Consider the following 17,999-nt stretch of genomic DNA (forward strand, 5'->3'; position numbering starts at 1 on the left):
GGGTTTCTAAATAGGCAAAACCAAGGCAGGATTTCCCCCAACTTTTCTGCCCGCCCCGTTCAGGAGGCTTTTCATGAAACGTATTTCGACTCTTTTCCTGCTCGCAACCCTTGGTCTGACCGCTGGCGCCGTGCAGGCCGCCCAGCCGGATGCCGGCCTGACCGGCTGCGACGCCAAACGCAGCGCCATCGAAAACCAGCTGAAGATTGCCCGTGAACATGGCAACAGCGACCAGGTCGCGGGGCTCGAGCAGGCATTGGAAGGCGTAAAAAACTGCACCGATAATAGCCTGCGCAAAGAGCGCGAACAAAAAGTGCTCGATGCACGTCATGAAGTCGCACAGCGCGAAAAAGACCTGAAGAAAGCCGAGAAAAAAGGCGACGCCGAAAAGATAAACAAGCGTAAAGACAAGCTCGCAGAGTCCAGGAAGGAACTGCAGGAAGCAGTGGACGAACTGGACCGCTGACAGGCCCTGCTTATGCTGCCTGCCCTGGCTCCATCAGCGGTTTCCCGGTGATGGAGCCAGGGCATTTACCCTCAATGATTGCGAAACTCGGTATGACAGGCCTTGCATGCTGCCTCGACCTTGTCCATCGGCCCTTTCAATTGCGCAGCGTCCAGCGGCTGGCCCCGAGTCGCATCGACCAGCTCGCCAGTCACGCCCTCCAGTTGCCGGGCAAGGTCATGGAAACGCGCCTGACGCTCCCACACCTCTGCTCGTGCACTGCTGTCGCCGCCATCGCGCACCTGCGGGAAGTGCTGCCACGGCTGCTGCGACAGGGTGTCGAGCTTCACGGCCCCCTCGGCAAACTTCACCCCGTCGAAGGGCAAACGACCGCGCAACATGCCGCCCAGGTCTTCGCTGGCCTTGAGCATGTCCTTGAAGATCACCTTACGCTTGCCCAACGGCGAATTCGGGTCAACACGGTCACAGGCATTCAGGGCCAGGGCTGCGAGCAGAACAACGGTCAATCGCTTGAACATCACGGTCACTACGGCCTACGAAAATGGGCAGCCAGTATCGCTGCCCAGGGGCCAAACACCAATAGCCACATAAAAAACAGGGGCGAATATTCATCTTCGCCCATGACAGGAAGCCCCACATGAAATCTGCCCTGCGCCACCTGGCCTGGACACTCCCGGCGCTGGCCCTGCTGGCCGGCTGCAACGGCGGCGAAAGCGCCAAGCCAGAGCCCCATGCCATTGCCACCTATGCCAACGCCACCTGGCAGGACCTGCCCAGCGTCAGCGACGCCGACCTGGTTGCCGGCTTCCACGCGTGGCGTAATGGTTGCGAGAAGCTCAAGCGCGACACAGTCTGGGCCGCCACCTGCGAGGCCGCTGCCAGCGTGCCCGACGATGCCCTGCAGATACGCGCTTTCCTGCAGCAGAACCTGCAGGTCTATGGCCTGCGCTCGGCCGAAAACAATGCCAACGGCCTGATCACCGGTTACTACGAGCCGGTCTACCCCGGCAGCCTGAAGCCTACCGAGGCCAACCACGTCGCAGTTTACGGCGTGCCCGACGACATGATCGTGGTCGACTTGGCCAGCGTGTACCCAGAGCTCAAGGGCAAGCGCTTGCGTGGGCGCCTGGACGGCCGCGTGCTCAAGCCTTACGACACCGCCGAGGTGATCAACCGTGAGGGCGTCAAGGCACCGGTGCTGGCCTGGCTGACCGACCCGATGGACCTGCAGTTCCTGCAGATCCAGGGTTCGGGCCGGGTACAACTGGAAGATGGCCGCCAACTGCGCCTGGGCTACGCCGACCAGAACGGCCACCCCTATCGGCCGATAGGCCGCTGGCTGGTGGAGCAGGGCCAATTGAAGAAGGAAGAGGTGAGCATGGGCGCCATTCACGCCTGGGCCCAGGCCAACCCACAGCGAGTACCGGAATTGCTCGCCAGCAACCCCAGCTACGTGTTTTTCAGCACCCGCCCCGACAGCAACGAAGGCCCGCGCGGCTCGCTCAATGTGCCATTGACGGCCGGGTACAGTGTGGCAATCGACCGCAAGGTGATTCCGCTGGGCAGCCTGCTCTGGTTGTCGACCACGCGCCCGGACGGTACGCCGGTGGTGCGGCCGGTAGGCGCTCAGGATACGGGCGGAGCCATTGCTGGCGAAGTGCGTGCGGACCTGTTCTGGGGCACCGGGCCTGAGGCAGGCGAGCTGGCCGGTAACATGAAGCAGCAGGGGCAGATCTGGATGTTGTGGCCCAAAGGCAAACCGCTGCCTGAAGTGCCGAAAGTCCTTTGATACGGTGCTGAATGCTTCGCGGATAAAACCGCCCCCACAGGGATCGCAATGGCCCCTGTGGGGGCGGGTTTACCCGCGAAAAGAGCGACGATTCAGGCCGAAACGACGAAGAACGACACGATCAGCGCCAACCCGGCAAACCACACCAGCGAGCGCAACGCCGCCCAGTCCGCCAGGTAGCAGATGATGTAGAGCAGCCGACTGGTGATGTACATCACGCCCAGCACGTCCTGCGTCACTTGTTCGGCATTGCCGACGATATCGGCCACCAGCACGGCCGCCGCAAATGCCGGAAACGCCTCGTAGCTGTTCTGCTGCGCGGCGTGGGCACGGCGCGGCAGGCCCGATAGCGTATCGAGGAAGGCGCGCGGGTCGTGATTGTCCTTGAGGCCGAAACGGCCACTGCTCACCTTGGCGATCAACGCACAAAGCGGCGGCAGTGCCAGCGCGATCAGGATGCACCACAGGGCAACGGTCATGGACAGGACTCCTTGTTCAATAATCGGGTTAGAGCTTCATTACCAGCATGCCTGCCAGCACCAGCCCGCAAGCTAGGAGTCTTGGCCCGCCAAAAGGTTCTTTGAGGTAGCGCATGCCAAACAGCACCACCAGAATTACGCTCAACTCTCGCAACGCTGCCGCTTCAGCCACCGACCCCAAGTGCATGGCCCACAGCACCAGGGCATAACTGAACAACACGCAAAACCCTACGGCCAACCCCAGCCGCCATTGGGTTCGCCAGAACAGCACGAAGGGTGCCCGCCGCGCCACACTGGCCAGCAGCGGGAAGGGCCAGGCGCTGAGCAAGGTCAGCCATACCAGGTAGTCCCACGGCTTGCCCCACAGCCGCACCGCCTGCCCATCGAACCAGGTGTAGCAACCGATGCACAGGCCAATCAGCGCCACTACCGGCAACATCGACCACGGCAGGCGATCACCCCCTCCCCCCTGCCAGAGCAGGCATGCCATGCCGCAAGGGATGAGCAGGATGCCGATGATCTGCTGCTGGCTCAGTGACTCCCCGGCAAACGCCAGGGTCAGCCCCAGCACCACCAACGGCGACAAGCCACGCATCAGAGGATAGACCAGCCCCAGGTCACCGACCCGATAGGCCTGGATCAGCAGGAAACGGTACAGCTGCTCAGCCAGCGCCGAGGCGATCAGCCAGGGCCAGATTTCAGCGGGGGGCACCTCGACGAAGGCGACGGCGAGCACTGCGAAGGCCAGTGCGACGGTGTCCATGCTGGCGATCACCAACAGGCGCTCGCCGCTGAATTTGATCAGGGTGTTCCAGGTCGCATGCAGCAAGGCGGCGACCAGTACCAGGGAAGTTGCCAACACGCCGTGAGGTCCTTGTGACGTTATTGAGGCCTGAATATATCGCCTTCAGAAGGGCGCAGTCTGGCATTTGCATGGCGAAAGTGCTTCAGCGCTTTGACATCGAGTGCCGCGCGGGCGGCGCTCGATCTCCCAGGCGCAAAAAGCCCTAAAGGCATGCACCTGACAGCCCCAATACGCCCTAAACCCAACACATCCGGAACGATTCCAACAATTCCGGTCAAATCGTGTGTCCCGAACCCCTCGCCAGGTCATCAAAGAACTGCCCGAGCCATTCGGGTACGACTTGGAAGCCACTGTTACAGGATTCGGGATGCTTGAATTAGTTGCCGCGTTTATCTGCCTCACCACCCTCCTCACCTACGTCAACTACCGCTTCATCGGCCTGCCACCCGCCATTGGCGTGATGGTCACCGCGTTATTGTTCTCCCTGATGCTGCAGGGCCTGAGCCTGATCGGCTTCCCTGGCCTGGAAGAACGCGTCGAAGGCCTGATGAACCAGATCGACTTCAACGATTTGCTGATGCACTGGATGCTGGCGTTCCTGCTGTTTGCCGGCGCCTTGCACGTCAACCTCTCGGACCTGCGCAGCTATCGCTGGCCGATCGGCCTGCTGGCCACTATCGGCGTGCTGATCGCAACCGTGGTCATCGGCTACCTGTCGCATTGGGTGTTCGCGATGTTCGGCTGGCAGGTGCCGCTGATCTATTGCCTGCTGTTCGGCGCGCTGATTTCGCCCACCGACCCGATTGCCGTGCTCGGCGCATTGCGTACCGCCAATGCATCCAAGCCACTGAAAACCACCATCGTCGGCGAATCGCTGTTCAACGATGGCACCGCAGTCGTGGTGTTCACCGTGCTGCTGGGCATCATCCAGCTGGGCGAAACCCCCAGTGCCTACGACACGGCGGTGCTGTTCGCCCGTGAGGCCATTGGCGGCGTGGTATTCGGCGGCCTGATCGGCTACGCCACCTACCGCATGATCAAGAGCATCGAACAGTACCAAGTCGAGGTCATGCTGACCCTGGCACTGGTCATCGGTGGCTCGGCGATGTGCTACGAGCTGCACGTCTCGGCGCCGATCGCCATGGTGGTGGCCGGCCTGATCATCGGCAACATGGGGCGCAACCTGGCGATGAACGATATGACCCGTCGCTACATGGACGGTTTCTGGGAGTTGATCGATGACATGCTCAACGCCTTGCTGTTCGCGCTGATCGGCCTGGAGCTTCTGCTGCTGCCGTTCAACTGGATGCACCTGGCGGCCGGTAGCGTGCTGGCGTTGGCGGTACTGCTGTCGCGGCTGTTGACCGTGGCCCCGGCAATCGTGCTGCTGCGGCGCTGGCGCCCGGTCCCCAAAGGCACTGTGCGGGTGCTGACCTGGGGTGGTTTGCGCGGTGGGGTTTCGGTGGCCCTGGCGCTGTCGCTGCCGCTGGGCGAAGAGCGTGACCTGCTGCTGTCGATCACCTATATCGTGGTGCTGTCGTCGATCCTGGTGCAGGGGCTGAGCATTGGCCGCGTGGTGCGCAAGGTCAGCGCCCAACCCTGAAAAACCACGGGGCCGCTTTGCGGCCCCCGGGTTTTCACTCCACCGCAGAATCCGGGAACTGGTCCTGCACGTACTTGATCTCGGTCCGCCCATGCGCCGCTGGCTGGCCATCTTCACCCAAGTTGACGAAGACCATCTTGTCGACCGTCAGGATGCTCTTGCGGGTGATCTTGTTACGCACCTCGCACTTGAGGGTGATCGAGGTACGGCCAAACTCGGTTGCGGTAATACCCAGCTCGATGATGTCGCCCTGGCGCGATGCACTGACGAAGTTGATCTCCGACATGTACTTGGTCACCACACGCTGGTTGCCCAGCTGAACGATGGCGTAGATGGCCGCCTCCTCGTCGATCCAGCGCAACAGGCTGCCACCGAACAGGGTGCCATTGGGGTTGAGGTCTTCGGGTTTTACCCATTTGCGGGTGTGAAAGTTCATCTGTACTCCTGACCTGCTTGGCTAACGTGTACTCATGATGGCAGAGCCGCCGTCACCGCTCCATTGAACATCGACTATCGTCTCGATTAATCGACAGAAAACCTTGGGCGAAGGTCCCGGTCACGGCTATAATCTGTGCCGTTTTACATGGCCACCCGCCGCGGGGCCATGCCCGCCACCTGTCCGAGGGGCGCTGCAGCAGGCTAGGCCTGTCAGGCTCGGATGGGGCGTTGTCCGCTTCTGCGGACGCTCAACGCACAACGGCGCCCATTCGCACACTACGAATGGAGGCTCTCATGAGCGCTGTAAACACGCCTGCTGGTTTTACCGATTTCAAAGTCGCTGACATCTCCCTGGCCGCCTGGGGCCGTCGCGAAACCATCATCGCCGAATCGGAAATGCCTGCACTGATGGGCCTGCGCCGTAAGTATCTCGCCGAGCAACCGCTCAAGGGCGCGAAGATCCTGGGCTGCATCCACATGACCATTCAGACCGCCGTGCTGATCGAAACCCTGGTTGCCCTGGGTGCCGAGGTGCGCTGGTCGTCCTGCAACATCTTCTCCACCCAGGACCAGGCCGCTGCCTCCATCGCCGCCGCCGGTATCCCTGTGTTCGCCTGGAAAGGTGAAACCGAGGAAGAGTACGAGTGGTGCCTGGAGCAGACCATCCTCAAGGATGGCCAGCCATGGGACGCCAACATGATCCTCGACGACGGCGGCGACCTGACCGAGCTGCTGCACAAGAAATACCCGGCCGTGCTGGACCGCGTCCACGGTGTGACAGAAGAAACCACCACCGGCGTGCACCGCCTGCTGGACATGCTGGCCAAGGGCGAACTGAAAGTCCCGGCGATCAACGTCAACGACTCGGTCACCAAGAGCAAGAACGACAACAAGTACGGCTGCCGTCACAGCTTGAACGACGCCATCAAGCGCGGCACCGACCACCTGCTGTCGGGCAAGCAAGCCCTGGTGATCGGCTACGGTGACGTGGGCAAGGGCTCGGCCCAGTCCCTGCGTCAGGAAGGCATGATCGTCAAGGTCACCGAAGTCGACCCGATCTGCGCCATGCAGGCATGCATGGACGGCTTCGAGCTGGTCTCGCCGTTCATCGACGGCATCAACGATGGCAGCGAAGCCAGCATCGACAAGGCCCTGCTGGGCAAGATCGACCTGATCGTCACCACCACCGGTAACGTCAACGTCTGCGACGCCAACATGCTCAAGGCCCTGAAAAAGCGCGCCGTGGTGTGCAACATCGGCCACTTCGACAACGAGATCGACACCGCCTTCATGCGCAAGCACTGGGCCTGGGAAGAGGTCAAGCCGCAGGTACACAAGATTCACCGTACCGGCGCTGGCGATTTCGACCCGCAAAACGACGACTACCTGATCCTGCTGGCCGAAGGCCGCCTGGTGAACCTGGGTAACGCCACCGGTCACCCAAGCCGCATCATGGACGGTTCGTTCGCCAACCAGGTGCTGGCCCAGATCTTCCTGTTCGAGCAGAAGTACGCCGACCTGTCGGCCGAGAAGAAAGCCGAGCGCCTGACCGTTGAAGTGCTGCCCAAGAAACTCGACGAAGAAGTGGCCCTGGAAATGGTCCGCGGCTTCGGCGGCGTCGTCACCAAACTGACCGCGCAGCAAGCCGAATACATCGGTGTGACTGTCGAAGGCCCGTTCAAGCCGCACGCCTACCGCTACTGATAAGCGGCAAGCTTGAAGCTGCAAGCGGCAAGAAAAGGCGCCCCGTGCCGCTGTCGCTTGTGGTTCATGCACTAACGATCTTGAACGATGCCAAGCCAGATCGGCCATCACCGATCTGGCTTTTACTTGCAGCTTGCCGCTAGCAGCTTGCTGCTTGAGGAAAGAGTGATGTCACAAGAACGCCGCTACAGCTTCGAATTCTTCCCGACCAAGACCGATGCCGGTCACGAAAAGCTGATGGGCGTTGCCCGCCAGCTGGCCACCTACAACCCGGACTTCTTCTCCTGCACCTACGGTGCCGGCGGCTCTACTCGCGACCGCACGCTGAACACAGTGCTGCAGCTGGAAAGTGAAGTGAAGGTACCTGCAGCGCCGCACCTGTCGTGCGTTGGCGATAGCAAAGAAGAGCTGCGCAGCCTGCTGGCCGAATATAAGGCAGCGGGCATCAAGCGTATCGTCGCCCTGCGCGGCGACCTGCCCTCGGGCATGGGCATGGCCAGCGGCGAGCTGCGCTATGCCAGCGACCTGGTCGAGTTCATCCGCCAGGAAACCGGTGATCACTTCCACCTGGAAGTGGCCGCCTACCCCGAGATGCACCCGCAGGCGCGCAACTTCGAGATCGACCTTGCCAACTTCGTGCACAAGGTCAAAGCCGGTGCCGACAGCGCCATCACCCAGTATTTCTTCAACGCCGACAGCTATTTCTACTTTGTCGAGCGTGCGCAGAAACTGGGCGTCGAGATCCCGGTGGTGCCCGGCATCATGCCGATCACCAACTACAGCAAGCTGGCACGCTTCTCCGACGCCTGTGGCGCCGAGATCCCGCGCTGGATCCGCAAGCAACTGGAAGCCTATGCCGACGACACCGCCAGTATCCAGGCATTCGGCGAAGAAGTGATCACCCGCATGTGCGAACAGCTGCTGCAAGGCGGCGCACCGGGCCTGCACTTCTATACGTTGAACCAAGCCGAAGCGAGCCTCGCGATCTGGAACAACCTGAAGCTGCCTCGCTGAAACTTCTTGGCAATATCTGCTTAAGAAATGATTAAGGCTTTGGTCATAGACTAAGGCCTTATTTATTTTCGGGTTAAACAGGTCTTGCCTGACATGCAGCATCCCCAGCCATCGCGCCCTCAGCTCGTCTACCTGGCTTTCGGCCCGGCCACCTACCATCAGGAAGCCTGCTTCAGCATCGTCAGTGCCCTTGCCCACCTGGGCCGGTCGGCAGACGAGGCCCTGGACATCCAGGTCTACACCGACAACCCAGCGCCGTATGCCAAGCTGCCAGTCACGGTGCATCTGCTCGACGAAGCCACGCGCACAGCGTGGAATGCGCCCCACGGTTATCACTTTCGCAGCAAGCACGTGCTGCTCCGCCAGGTACTCGAGCAGCACCCACTGGCCATACTGATCGATACCGACACCTTCTTCCGGCAATCGCCGATGCGCCTGTTCGAGCGCGTCAAGCCCGGCCAACTGCTGTGCAACGCCATCGGTGGCCGCTACGGCGCCAACCAGAAGTGCCTGCTGTACAAGAACCTGCTGGCCGTTCTCCAGAGCCGAGGCCTGGCCGATTGCCAGATGCCGCTGATCAACTCTGGCGTGATCGGGCTCAGCGCCGAAGACGCGCCGACCCTGGACCACTCCATCGCCATGATGGACGAGTTCTACCCACTGGCCCGCGAGGCTTACACCCTGGAGGAGTTCTGCCTGGCGGTGGCGGCCTACCGCAGGCTGAAGGTGGCCGAATGCACCGACGTCATTCACCACTACTGGAGCCGCAAAGCCCAGTTTCGCGCCAAGATCCAGGCCTGGCTACGCAAGCACGGCGATGCGCCGCTTTGCGAGGCGGCGCTGGCCGATGTCGCACGGGTCAACGATCAACTGCCACGGCCGCCAACCCTGCACCGTTTGGGCTACAAGGCACTGAGCCTGACCCTGCCCCGAAACGAGCGGCAGTTTGCCCGCGAATTGCTTTACGGCAGCTACCCCTACCCCAATGAATTCGACCGCGCCTGTGCATCGGCCTGGTGGGACAAAGCCTTGGAAAACTTCAATGCGCGCCACGGCCGCATCGAGCCCGAGCAGTTGCGCCAGTGTCTGCGCCACCCGGGCTTGCGCCTGTCGCTGGGGGCGCGGCGCAAGGATATCGAAGCGCACCTGTTAAGCTCGGCGCAGGCCTGAACAGCCTCCTCTTACTGGCCTTGAGCAGGCCGAGCGCGTAATCTGCGGCCCATGTCCGCCATCATCCGCCTCTTCTGGATCCTGCTGCTCGCCTGCCTGAGCCCGTTGGCCCTGGCCGAACGCTTGCGCCTGGTGTCCGACGACTGGGCGCCATATGTCTACCAGCAGAAAGGCCAGCCCCGAGGTATCGATTACGAGGTCACCACCCAGGTCTTCAAGCGCTTGGGTGTAGAGGTGGAATGGCAATTTCTGCCCTGGAAGCGCTGCCTGGCGATGATCGAGCAAGGGCTGGCGGACGGTATTGTCGATATCTTTCAGATCGACGCGCGCAGGCCTTTTCTGATCTACCCGTCGGAGCCCATGTCGGATGTCGAGTTCGTGCTGTTTCAGGCCCGCAGCCGTCGGCACGCAGTGACCGGCCTGAATGACCTCGCTGGCCTCAGCGTAGGCACATCGCCCGGCTATATCTACGGCTCGGCCTTCAACGACTCGCCCCGTTTCCGACGCGAAGCAGCCCCCACCCATGAAGCCAACTTCGGCAAGTTGATGCTTGGCCGTATCGATCTGCTGATTACCGACCGCAGGGTTGGCCGCTACCTGATGCGTCAACTGGGCCTGGAACAGCAGGTCGAAGAACTGCCGCTGCTGATCAGCCGACAGACGCAGTACCTGGGGCTGACCCGTAAACCTGGGCGCGAAGCATTGGCCCAGGCGTTCGCTGAAGAATTGCAGCGCTTCAAGCAAGAACCCGCCTATGCCGCCATCAACAACCGTTACACAGGCGACATCGGAAACATTCTCAACGCCGTTGAGCAGCAGGAAAGCAGCACGCCGCGATAGCTCTGTTATACTCGGGCCTTCCCGCCAGGCTTACGCCCGGACGCTCGGCCTAGCAACAGGCATCCCGATCGGCATCGACGCCCTACCGCGTCAGCCCTCCGCTTCCTGGATGTGCAGTGAAAGCCAAGCTGGACCGGACGCGATCGCATCTCACCGATGCCCGTCGCGCCAGGCAGAACATCCCAACGGGCCCAGCCCACACGAGAACAGGATCGCCCATGTCCTTTGCTTCCCTCGGTCTCTCCGAGGCTCTTGTCCGCGCTATCGAGGCTGCGGGCTATACCCAGCCGACTCCGGTGCAACAGCGGGCTGTTCCCGCCGTGTTGCAAGGCCGCGATCTGATGGTCGCCGCACAGACAGGTACTGGTAAAACCGGCGGTTTTGCCTTGCCGATCCTCGAGCGCCTGTTCCCCGGTGGCCACCCCGACAAGTCGCAGCGCCATGGCCCACGCCAGCCCCGCGTATTGGTCCTGACCCCGACCCGCGAACTGGCGGCCCAGGTGCATGACAGCTTCAAGGTCTATGCTCGTGACCTGCCACTGGTCAGCGCCTGCATCTTCGGCGGTGTCGGCATGAACCCGCAGATCCAGGCCATCGCCAAAGGTGTCGACGTCCTGGTGGCGTGCCCTGGTCGCCTGCTCGACCTGGCCGGTCAAGGCAAGGTTGACCTGTCCCATGTAGAAATTTTGGTCCTCGATGAAGCCGACCGCATGCTCGACATGGGCTTCATCCACGACGTCAAGAAGGTCCTCGCCCGACTGCCGACCAAGCGCCAGAACCTGCTGTTCTCGGCCACCTTCTCCAAAGACATCACCGACCTGGCCGACAAGCTCCTGCACAACCCGGAGCGCATCGAAGTCACGCCGCCCAACACCACGGTCGAACGCATCGAGCAGCGCATCTACCGCCTGCCCGCCAGCCACAAGCGTGCACTGCTGGCACACCTGATCACCCTGGGTGCCTGGGAACAGGTATTGGTGTTCACCCGTACCAAGCACGGCGCCAACCGCCTGGCCGAGTACCTGGAAAAGCACGGCCTGACCGCCGCCGCCATCCACGGCAACAAGAGCCAGAACGCTCGCACCAAAGCCCTGGCCGACTTCAAGGCCAATGCCGTACGGGTGCTGGTTGCCACCGACATCGCCGCCCGCGGCCTGGACATTGATCAGTTGCCCCACGTGGTCAACTTCGAGCTGCCCAATGTCGAAGAAGATTACGTGCACCGTATCGGCCGTACTGGCCGTGCAGGCCGTTCGGGTGAGGCTATTTCCCTGGTCTCGCCAGACGAAGAGAAGCTGCTCAAGAGCATCGAGCGGGTCACCAAGCAGAAGATTGCCGATGGCGACCTGATGGGCTTTGATGCAAGCCAGGTGGAAGCCGAGAAGCCTGAAGTACGCGAACGCCCGCAGAACACCGGCCGTGGCGGTCGCAACCAGCCACGCGGCGAAGGCGGCAAAGACGCCAACGGTGGCCGCAAGGACAAAGGCAAGGATAAAGGCAAGGCCAAGCAGCCCGCTGCCGACAAGCCTGCCGAGAAGGAAAGGTCCGGCGACAAGCCGCAGCAGCGCAAGCCGCGTGACAACAAGCCACGCCAGCAGCAAGCCAGCCAGAACAGCACACCCAAAGCGCCATCTGACCGTGCGCCGGATGAGTTCCTGGATGACGAAGTCGACAACTTCGGCAACCGCGCCGACTACGTCAGCCCGTACCAGGGCAAGAACCAGGGGCGTAACCGTCGTCCTGGTGGTGGTGGTGGCGCTGGTACTGGCGCAGGCCAAAGCCAAGGTGCTGCCCAGCGCAGCAACGGTGGTGGCGGTGGCCAAGCTCGCAATGGCGCCCAGCCACGCAGCACCAGCGGCGAGAAGCGCCCGCCGCGCAACAACAACGGTGGCGGTGCACGCCGTGATGGCGGTGGCGGTGGCGGTGGCGGTGGCCGCGGTCGCCCGGCTCGCGATGATGCTGCCCGTCAGGAACCTGCAGTACGCAGCTCGCGTGAGCCGCAGAACCAGCCGGTGATCATCCGCAAGGAATCCAAGCTCGACCGTTACCCGACGCCTGAGCAACTGGACGATCTGCCAAGCCGCCCACGTGGCGAGCGCCCGGCGCTGCTGACTCGCAACCGCTGATCGTAAAAAGCTGGGGCCGCTGCGCGGCCCTTTCACGGCAAAAGGCCGCTCTGTGTAGGAGCGGCCTCGTGTCGCGAAAGGGCCGCACAGCGGCCCCAGCTTTTTCAGCTACAACACATTACTTCTGCTTCACGCCTTCAAGGCTGATATCCAGGTCCACGGTCTGCGAAGTCGCGCCTGGCCCCTTGATGCCAAAGTCATTCAGGTTCAGCGTCGTGGTGGCGTTGAAGCCAGCACGCTCGCCACCCCATGGGTCCTTGCCTTCACCGTTGAAGGTGGCTTTGAAGGTGACCGGCTTGGTCACGCCGTGCAGGGTCAGGTCACCGGTCACGTCAGCGGTCTTGTCACCGGTCGATTTGACGGCAGTGGAAACAAACTTGGCGTCTGCAAACTTGCCCACATCGAGGAAGTCTTTGCTGGCGATGTGCTTGTCACGCTCGGCGTGGTTGGACCACAGGCTGGCAGTCTTCACGTCGACGCTGATCTTGCTCGCTTCAGGCTTGGCGCTGTCCCAAGTGAAGTTGCCGTCGAAGTCCTTGAAAGTACCGTGGATGAAGCTGTAGCCCAGGTGGCTGATCTTCCAGTCGACGAACGCGTGCTGGCCTTCCTTGTCGATCTTGTACTCGGCGGCCATGGCGCCAGCGGAGAACAGTGCAGTACCGAGCGCCAGAGCGGCAAAAGTCTTTTTCAACATCCTTTCTATTCCTTGCAATTGAGGTTGAGAGTCAAGCTTTGCGGCCCAGCATACGGGTCAGGGTCGCGTCACGGTCGATGAAATGGTGTTTCAATGCGGCCAGGCCATGAAGCACGGCAAAAATCACCAGGCCCCAGGCCAGCCAAAGATGAATCACACCAGCCAGGTCCGCCTGATCGGGCAGGTCGCTGACCAGTGCCGGTACTTCGAACAGACCGAATACCGGAATACCGACGCCGTCGGCGGTGGAGATCAGGTAACCGGCGATCATCACCGCGAACAGCCCCACGTACAGTGCCAGATGGCCCAGTTTGGCGGCCACGCGGGTGAGTGCCCCGTGGTTGGCCGGCGCCGGCGGTGGCGGGCTGATGAAACGCCAGATCAGACGCAGCAGCATCACACCCAGCAGCATCAGGCCGATGCTTTTGTGCAAGTCCGGGCCGGCTTTGCGCCAAGGGTCGTAGTAGTCCAGACCGACCATCCACAGCCCCAGGCCGAATAGGCCGAAGACTGCCAGCGCTACACCCCAGTGCAGGATGATGCTGACCACGCCGTAGCGAGAAGGTGAATTGCGCAGTTGCATGTTGGCGTGTTTCCCCGTGAAAGCTGTGCACAGACTAACGCGTAACGTATCGAATAAAAGCGGAAAAAATTGCTTCGGATTATCGAGAAATCCGATATGTATTGTGTAAGCTTCCCATTAAGGAAACATTAACGATAGTTGGATTAACGCGGGCCGCCAGTGCCGGCCCTTAAGCCGGCACTGGGAGGAGGTCAGCCTGCCTTGGCCTGGGTATCGGCCACTGGCTTCTTGGCCGGCGCCGATTTTGCCGTGGCCTTTTTAGCCTCGACAGGCTTGTGCGCCTGTTTTGCCGCCGGCTTGTGTGCTGGCGCATGCTTGGCAGGGGTTACCTGGGTTGCGGCGGGCTTGGCGGCAGCAGGCTTGGCCGCCTCTTGCTTGGCCTCAACTGCCGGTGCAACGGGGGTTGGCGCAGCAGGCGCCGGTGCCACTTCGTCGGCCTTGGCAAGCGGCTCGGCTTTCACCTCGGGCTTGTCAGCCCCGCCAAACAGGCGCGAGAAGAACCCTGGCTTGTCCTGCTTGGCCTCATCTTTCAGCGGCTCGGCCTTGGCGGGGGCTTTTTCAGACTTGTCGGTCTTGCCGGACCCGCCACCGAACATGTTCGAGAAGAACCCGCCCTTGTCCTTGGCCGCAGCAGCACCTGCTGCGGCTGCGGCCGCAACCGGCACAGCCTTGGCGGGGTCGAATGACTTGCCGGCCAACAGGTCCTGTGCCTGGCTGGCCGCACGTTGGCCGCTGCGCAGAGCGCCTTCCAGGGTGCCAGGGTAGAGGGCGTCGGTATGCTCGCCGGCAAAGGTGATGCGCTGCACCGGGCGCTCCCACAGGCGCCAGTACTTGCTGATCTGCCCCGGGCCATAGGCCAGGTAGGCGCCGCCCATACCGGCGTCGGTGCTGTAGCGCTTGACCTCGTAGCCGGTGAACGAGCCCCGGGCCTGTGGATAAAACGCGTGCAGGCGGATCAGCACCTGGTCGACCATCTGCTTGTCACCGAACGCCTGCAACAGGCGGGCGTTGTCGCCGGACAGGTTGATCACCACGTTGGCGCCGCCTTTGAGTGCCGGTTCGATCCACAGCATGCCCAGGCCGGCGTTGCTGAAGATTTCGCCAGACATGCGCGCCCGGCTTTCCCACACCGGCTTCTTGAACTTGAGCATCAGCTGGTCGCGCCAGCCATAGTTGGTGCCCTTGATCGCCGCCAGGTGCTGGTTGTCCAGGCCCGGGGTCATCTGGATCTTGGCCAGGGCGCGCAGGGGCACAGCCATGACCAGGTAATCGGCCTGGTAGCCCACGCTGCCCACCTTGACCGTGACGCCGTCCTTGTCCTGGACGATGGCGGTGACCGGCGAGCTGGTCTTGATAGTCTTCAGCTGTTTGACAAAAGCCTGAGCCAGTACCGGGCTGCCACCGGGCAGGCGCGCGGCGCGCAGGTCACGGTCACTGACACCCCGATACACGCGATTCTGCTGGGCGAAGTACAGCAGCGACAGGCGTGACGGCTCATCGTAGCGGCTACGGATCTGCTGGTTGACCAGCTGACGCGCGGTGGCTGGCAGTTGCAGCTTGTCGAGCCAGGTGGAAACGTTGATCTGGTCGAGCGCGAACAATGTGCTGGTCGCCTGGGGGTTCAGCGGGTCGTCGATCGACCGGGCCAGGTCATCGAGGGTTTTCTCATAGCGCTTGAGCGCCTCGGCGGTGGCGGGCTGCTTGGTGGCCAGGTCGGTGGCACTGAAGTATTCACCGTCGATCAGGTAACCCGGCGTGCGCACGAACTCCGGCGCAGGCAGTGTTTCAAGCTTGAAACGGTCGAGGTACTGGTTGAGCACCGGCTGCGCCTTGGCATTGCCGATCCACTCGCTGGTCGCCAGGCCCGAGCGGCCGCCCATGCCCGACTTGGCTTCCAGCAGCGTCACCTGCCAGCCCTTGCTCTGCAGCTCGTAGGCTGCGGTAAGGCCCGCCAGGCCGCCACCCACGACGATGGCCGTGGGCGTTTTGTCCTTCGCCAGCGCGGCGCCGCTGGACACACCGATCAATACCAACGCGCACAGGCGCACCCAAGCAGCAGCCATGTTGGCGAACTCCGAGTCAGACGTTTCAGAAAAAAAGGGAGGCAGAAATGCCCCGAGACAGATGCGTTAAGAATACGTCAGGTCTGCCAACCCTGCCACCACAGCGACATCAAGTCCTTTTGGCAACTGACATTTTTGTCAGTAGCCAGCTCGCACCACGGCAGGTAATGCTGACGCGAATGGCCAAGCGCCCGCCAGGAGGGCCTGCAGATGATCTTCGAGGAGTGTTTCACTCACGTCGCACGGCAATTTCTCTGGCACAAACAAACCTTGTGCATGGCATCTGGCCTCAGTATTCGCGCCAACAGCACATCCTGGACGGGCTTTCACGAAGCGTTCAGGGGCGACGATGGCACGGAACTGGTAATTGGCGAAAACAGCGATGTGGATATCACCTTCGCCCAAGAGGTCGAATGCTTGCGACTGGAGTACTACGTGGTCAGCGACTTCCTTTGTGACGACCTGCACATGCTGTTCGATGCCGAAGGCCACGATTACGACCTGGCTGCTCCCGCGCCACGCAACTTCTACTGGATCACGATCGAAGGCAGCGGTTTTACTGACCTGATGCCCGGCCCCATCTCCACACAACCCTATCACCAGGTCATCGACGGGCCTTTCCGGCGTCTGACCATTTCCACCTCGCAGGCCGGCACCGTACATATTCGCAAGCTCGAATGGACCGGCACCCAGCGTCATTGATGAGCAGCGGTTGTCCTGCCCGGCAGCTTTGCTTAGGCTTACGCGGTCCAAGCCAGCAGTGCAGCCAGGAGAAGTACCCATGGGCCTCAACGATCAGTGGATGCAACGTGACCTTAAGGTCCTGTGGCACCCCTGCACCCAGATGAAAGACCACGAGCAGTTGCCGCTGATCCCGATCAAGCGCGGTGAAGGCGTGTGGCTGGAAGACTTCGAAGGCAAACGCTACCTGGACGCCGTGAGCAGTTGGTGGGTCAACGTGTTTGGCCATGCCAACCCGCGCATCAACCAGCGCATCAAGGACCAGGTCGACCAGCTGGAACACGTGATCCTGGCCGGCTTCAGCCACCAGCCGGTAATCGAGCTGTCCGAACGCCTGGTCGCCATGACCCCGGCGGGGCTGGACCGGGTGTTCTACGCCGACAACGGCTCGTCCTGCATCGAAGTCGCGCTGAAGATGAGCTTCCATTACTGGCAGAACATCGGCAAACCCGAGAAGAAACGCTTTGTCACCCTCACCAACAGCTACCACGGCGAAACCATTGCCGCGATGTCAGTGGGCGACGTGCCGCTGTTTACCGAAACCTACAAGGCGCTGCTGCTCGATACCATCAAGGTGCCCAGCCCGGATTGCTACCTGCGCCCCGACGGCATGAGCTGGGAAGAACACTCGCGCAACCTGTTCCAGGCCATGGAGCAGACCCTGGCCGAACACCACGCCAGCATCAGCGCGGTCATCATCGAGCCGCTGATCCAAGGCGCGGGCGGCATGCGCATGTACCACCCGATCTACCTCAAGCTGCTGCGCGAAGCCTGTGACCGCTACGGCGTGCACTTGATCCACGACGAAATCGCCGTGGGCTTTGGCCGCACCGGGACGATGTTCGCCTGCGAACAGGCGGGTATCCGTCCAGATTTCCTGTGCCTGTCCAAGGCACTGACCGGGGGTTACCTGCCGCTGGCGGCGTGCCTGACCACCGACACCGTGTACCAGGCCTTCTACGACGACTACCCGACGCTGCGCGCGTTCCTCCACTCGCACAGCTACACCGGCAACCCGCTGGCGTGCGCCGCCGCGCTGGCGACGCTGGATATTTTCGCGCAGGACAACGTGATCGAGGCCAACAAGCCCCTGGCCGCACGCATGGCCACGGCCACCGCGCACCTGGCCGATCACCCGCATGTGGCCGAGATCCGCCAGACCGGCATGGCCCTGGCCATCGAGATGGTCCAGGACAAAGCTGGCAAGGTCGCCTACCCCTGGCAGGAACGCCGTGGCTTGAAGGTCTTCGAGCACGCCCTGACCCGTGGCGCCTTGCTGCGCCCGCTGGGCAGCGTGGTGTACTTCCTGCCGCCGTACGTGATCACGCCCGAGCAGATCGACTTCCTTGCCGAGGTGGCCAGTGAAGGCATCGACATCGCCACGCGAGACAGCGTCAGCGTGGCGGTGCCGGCCAACTTCCACCCCGATTTCCGCGACCCGGGCTAACCCAACACCACGCATTCCCTGGTAGGAGCGGCCTTGC

General features: G+C 62.1%; 17 protein-coding genes and 1 riboswitch. Of the genes, 10 read left to right on the forward strand and 7 right to left on the reverse strand.

All coding sequences use genetic code 11. From position 1 onward, the window contains the following. The first annotated feature begins 73 nt into the window (after positions 1–73). Positions 74–466 carry a DUF1090 domain-containing protein gene (locus CKW22_RS05600; protein WP_033701887.1) on the forward strand — a complete coding sequence of 131 codons (393 nt, stop codon included), beginning with the start codon at positions 74–76 and terminating at the stop codon, positions 464–466. A 71-nt stretch (positions 467–537) separates the two neighbouring features. Here the strand turns inward: CKW22_RS05600 and CKW22_RS05605 are convergent, their stop codons facing one another. Next, on the reverse strand, positions 538–984 hold the full coding sequence (locus tag CKW22_RS05605; RefSeq protein WP_033701888.1) for a cytochrome c: 447 nt from the start codon (positions 982–984) through the stop codon (positions 538–540). A 119-nt stretch (positions 985–1,103) separates the two neighbouring features. On the opposite strand from CKW22_RS05605, the gene CKW22_RS05610 reads away from it, so the two are divergent. Continuing rightward, on the forward strand, positions 1,104–2,255 hold the full coding sequence (locus CKW22_RS05610) for a murein transglycosylase A (protein ID WP_033701889.1): 1,152 nt from the start codon (positions 1,104–1,106) through the stop codon (positions 2,253–2,255). A 92-nt stretch (positions 2,256–2,347) separates the two neighbouring features. On the opposite strand, the gene CKW22_RS05615 is transcribed toward CKW22_RS05610, so the two are convergent. Then, positions 2,348–2,734: an MAPEG family protein gene (locus CKW22_RS05615; protein ID WP_033701891.1), complete on the reverse strand. Its 387-nt coding sequence runs from the start codon at positions 2,732–2,734 to the stop codon at positions 2,348–2,350. Positions 2,735–2,762: 28 nt separating this feature from the next. Next, complete coding sequence (locus CKW22_RS05620; protein ID WP_033701892.1) at positions 2,763–3,596, reverse strand: EamA family transporter; 834 nt, start codon at positions 3,594–3,596, stop codon at positions 2,763–2,765. Between the two features lie 310 nt (positions 3,597–3,906). On the opposite strand from CKW22_RS05620, the gene CKW22_RS05625 reads away from it, so the two are divergent. After that, on the forward strand, positions 3,907–5,142 hold the full coding sequence (locus CKW22_RS05625; protein ID WP_033701893.1) for a sodium:proton antiporter: 1,236 nt from the start codon (positions 3,907–3,909) through the stop codon (positions 5,140–5,142). A gap of 34 nt (positions 5,143–5,176) precedes the next feature. On the opposite strand, the gene CKW22_RS05630 is transcribed toward CKW22_RS05625, so the two are convergent. After that, the gene (locus CKW22_RS05630; RefSeq protein WP_012312432.1) at positions 5,177–5,578 is read right to left on the reverse strand and encodes an acyl-CoA thioesterase; all 402 of its coding nucleotides are present in this window, start codon (positions 5,576–5,578) and stop codon (positions 5,177–5,179) included. 179 nt (positions 5,579–5,757) lie between these two features. Next, a riboswitch (S-adenosyl-L-homocysteine riboswitch) is annotated at positions 5,758–5,854 on the forward strand. Between the two features lie 20 nt (positions 5,855–5,874). Here CKW22_RS05630 and ahcY point away from each other — a divergent pair. The 5 genes from ahcY to CKW22_RS05655 all read left to right on the forward strand — a co-directional run bounded on the left by ahcY (position 5,875) and on the right by CKW22_RS05655 (position 12,434). Continuing rightward, positions 5,875–7,284 (forward strand): adenosylhomocysteinase, encoded by a 1,410-nt coding sequence (gene ahcY, locus CKW22_RS05635; RefSeq protein WP_033701894.1) that lies wholly within the window; start codon positions 5,875–5,877, stop codon positions 7,282–7,284. A 168-nt stretch (positions 7,285–7,452) separates the two neighbouring features. Continuing rightward, the gene (gene metF / locus CKW22_RS05640; protein WP_033701896.1) at positions 7,453–8,298 is read left to right on the forward strand and encodes a methylenetetrahydrofolate reductase [NAD(P)H]; all 846 of its coding nucleotides are present in this window, start codon (positions 7,453–7,455) and stop codon (positions 8,296–8,298) included. A gap of 93 nt (positions 8,299–8,391) precedes the next feature. After that, positions 8,392–9,468 carry a hypothetical protein gene (locus CKW22_RS05645; protein WP_033701897.1) on the forward strand — a complete coding sequence of 359 codons (1,077 nt, stop codon included), beginning with the start codon at positions 8,392–8,394 and terminating at the stop codon, positions 9,466–9,468. Positions 9,469–9,519: 51 nt separating this feature from the next. Further along, positions 9,520–10,308, forward strand: coding sequence for an ABC transporter substrate-binding protein (locus CKW22_RS05650; protein WP_047582247.1), 789 nt, complete (start codon positions 9,520–9,522; stop codon positions 10,306–10,308). A 218-nt stretch (positions 10,309–10,526) separates the two neighbouring features. Continuing rightward, entirely contained in the window at positions 10,527–12,434 is a 1,908-nt protein-coding gene (locus CKW22_RS05655) for a DEAD/DEAH box helicase (RefSeq protein WP_095063888.1), read from the forward strand. 118 nt (positions 12,435–12,552) lie between these two features. On the opposite strand, the gene CKW22_RS05660 is transcribed toward CKW22_RS05655, so the two are convergent. From CKW22_RS05660 to CKW22_RS05670, 3 genes are all read right to left on the reverse strand, one after another. Beyond that, on the reverse strand, positions 12,553–13,128 hold the full coding sequence (locus CKW22_RS05660) for a YceI family protein (RefSeq protein ID WP_033701900.1): 576 nt from the start codon (positions 13,126–13,128) through the stop codon (positions 12,553–12,555). Positions 13,129–13,159: 31 nt separating this feature from the next. Then, the gene (locus CKW22_RS05665; RefSeq protein WP_033701901.1) at positions 13,160–13,711 is read right to left on the reverse strand and encodes a cytochrome b; all 552 of its coding nucleotides are present in this window, start codon (positions 13,709–13,711) and stop codon (positions 13,160–13,162) included. A gap of 191 nt (positions 13,712–13,902) precedes the next feature. After that, positions 13,903–15,774: a flavin monoamine oxidase family protein gene (locus tag CKW22_RS05670; protein ID WP_095063889.1), complete on the reverse strand. Its 1,872-nt coding sequence runs from the start codon at positions 15,772–15,774 to the stop codon at positions 13,903–13,905. Positions 15,775–15,984: 210 nt separating this feature from the next. Between CKW22_RS05670 and CKW22_RS05675 the strand changes: the two genes are divergently transcribed. Continuing rightward, on the forward strand, positions 15,985–16,476 hold the full coding sequence (locus CKW22_RS05675) for a hypothetical protein (RefSeq protein ID WP_095063890.1): 492 nt from the start codon (positions 15,985–15,987) through the stop codon (positions 16,474–16,476). A 79-nt stretch (positions 16,477–16,555) separates the two neighbouring features. Further along, positions 16,556–17,962 (forward strand): adenosylmethionine--8-amino-7-oxononanoate transaminase, encoded by a 1,407-nt coding sequence (locus CKW22_RS05680; RefSeq protein ID WP_033701904.1) that lies wholly within the window; start codon positions 16,556–16,558, stop codon positions 17,960–17,962. Positions 17,963–17,999 lie beyond the last annotated feature (37 nt).

The sequence above is a fragment of the Pseudomonas sp. Irchel s3f19 genome (assembly GCF_900187555.1).
GTDB lineage: Bacteria > Pseudomonadota > Gammaproteobacteria > Pseudomonadales > Pseudomonadaceae > Aquipseudomonas > Aquipseudomonas capeferrum.

Coding starts and splice junctions, on each gene's coding strand:
- CKW22_RS05600 (WP_033701887.1), top strand. CDS start 74: ATGAAACGTATTTCGACTCTTTTCCTGCTCGCAACCCTTGGTCTGACC.
- CKW22_RS05605 (WP_033701888.1), bottom strand. CDS start 984: ATGTTCAAGCGATTGACCGTTGTTCTGCTCGCAGCCCTGGCCCTGAAT.
- CKW22_RS05610 (WP_033701889.1), top strand. CDS start 1,104: ATGAAATCTGCCCTGCGCCACCTGGCCTGGACACTCCCGGCGCTGGCC.
- CKW22_RS05615 (WP_033701891.1), bottom strand. CDS start 2,734: ATGACCGTTGCCCTGTGGTGCATCCTGATCGCGCTGGCACTGCCGCCG.
- CKW22_RS05625 (WP_033701893.1), top strand. CDS start 3,907: ATGCTTGAATTAGTTGCCGCGTTTATCTGCCTCACCACCCTCCTCACC.
- CKW22_RS05630 (WP_012312432.1), bottom strand. CDS start 5,578: ATGAACTTTCACACCCGCAAATGGGTAAAACCCGAAGACCTCAACCCC.
- ahcY (WP_033701894.1), top strand. CDS start 5,875: ATGAGCGCTGTAAACACGCCTGCTGGTTTTACCGATTTCAAAGTCGCT.
- metF (WP_033701896.1), top strand. CDS start 7,453: ATGTCACAAGAACGCCGCTACAGCTTCGAATTCTTCCCGACCAAGACC.
- CKW22_RS05645 (WP_033701897.1), top strand. CDS start 8,392: ATGCAGCATCCCCAGCCATCGCGCCCTCAGCTCGTCTACCTGGCTTTC.
- CKW22_RS05650 (WP_047582247.1), top strand. CDS start 9,520: ATGTCCGCCATCATCCGCCTCTTCTGGATCCTGCTGCTCGCCTGCCTG.
- CKW22_RS05655 (WP_095063888.1), top strand. CDS start 10,527: ATGTCCTTTGCTTCCCTCGGTCTCTCCGAGGCTCTTGTCCGCGCTATC.
- CKW22_RS05660 (WP_033701900.1), bottom strand. CDS start 13,128: ATGTTGAAAAAGACTTTTGCCGCTCTGGCGCTCGGTACTGCACTGTTC.
- CKW22_RS05665 (WP_033701901.1), bottom strand. CDS start 13,711: ATGCAACTGCGCAATTCACCTTCTCGCTACGGCGTGGTCAGCATCATC.
- CKW22_RS05670 (WP_095063889.1), bottom strand. CDS start 15,774: ATGGCTGCTGCTTGGGTGCGCCTGTGCGCGTTGGTATTGATCGGTGTG.
- CKW22_RS05675 (WP_095063890.1), top strand. CDS start 15,985: ATGATCTTCGAGGAGTGTTTCACTCACGTCGCACGGCAATTTCTCTGG.
- CKW22_RS05680 (WP_033701904.1), top strand. CDS start 16,556: ATGGGCCTCAACGATCAGTGGATGCAACGTGACCTTAAGGTCCTGTGG.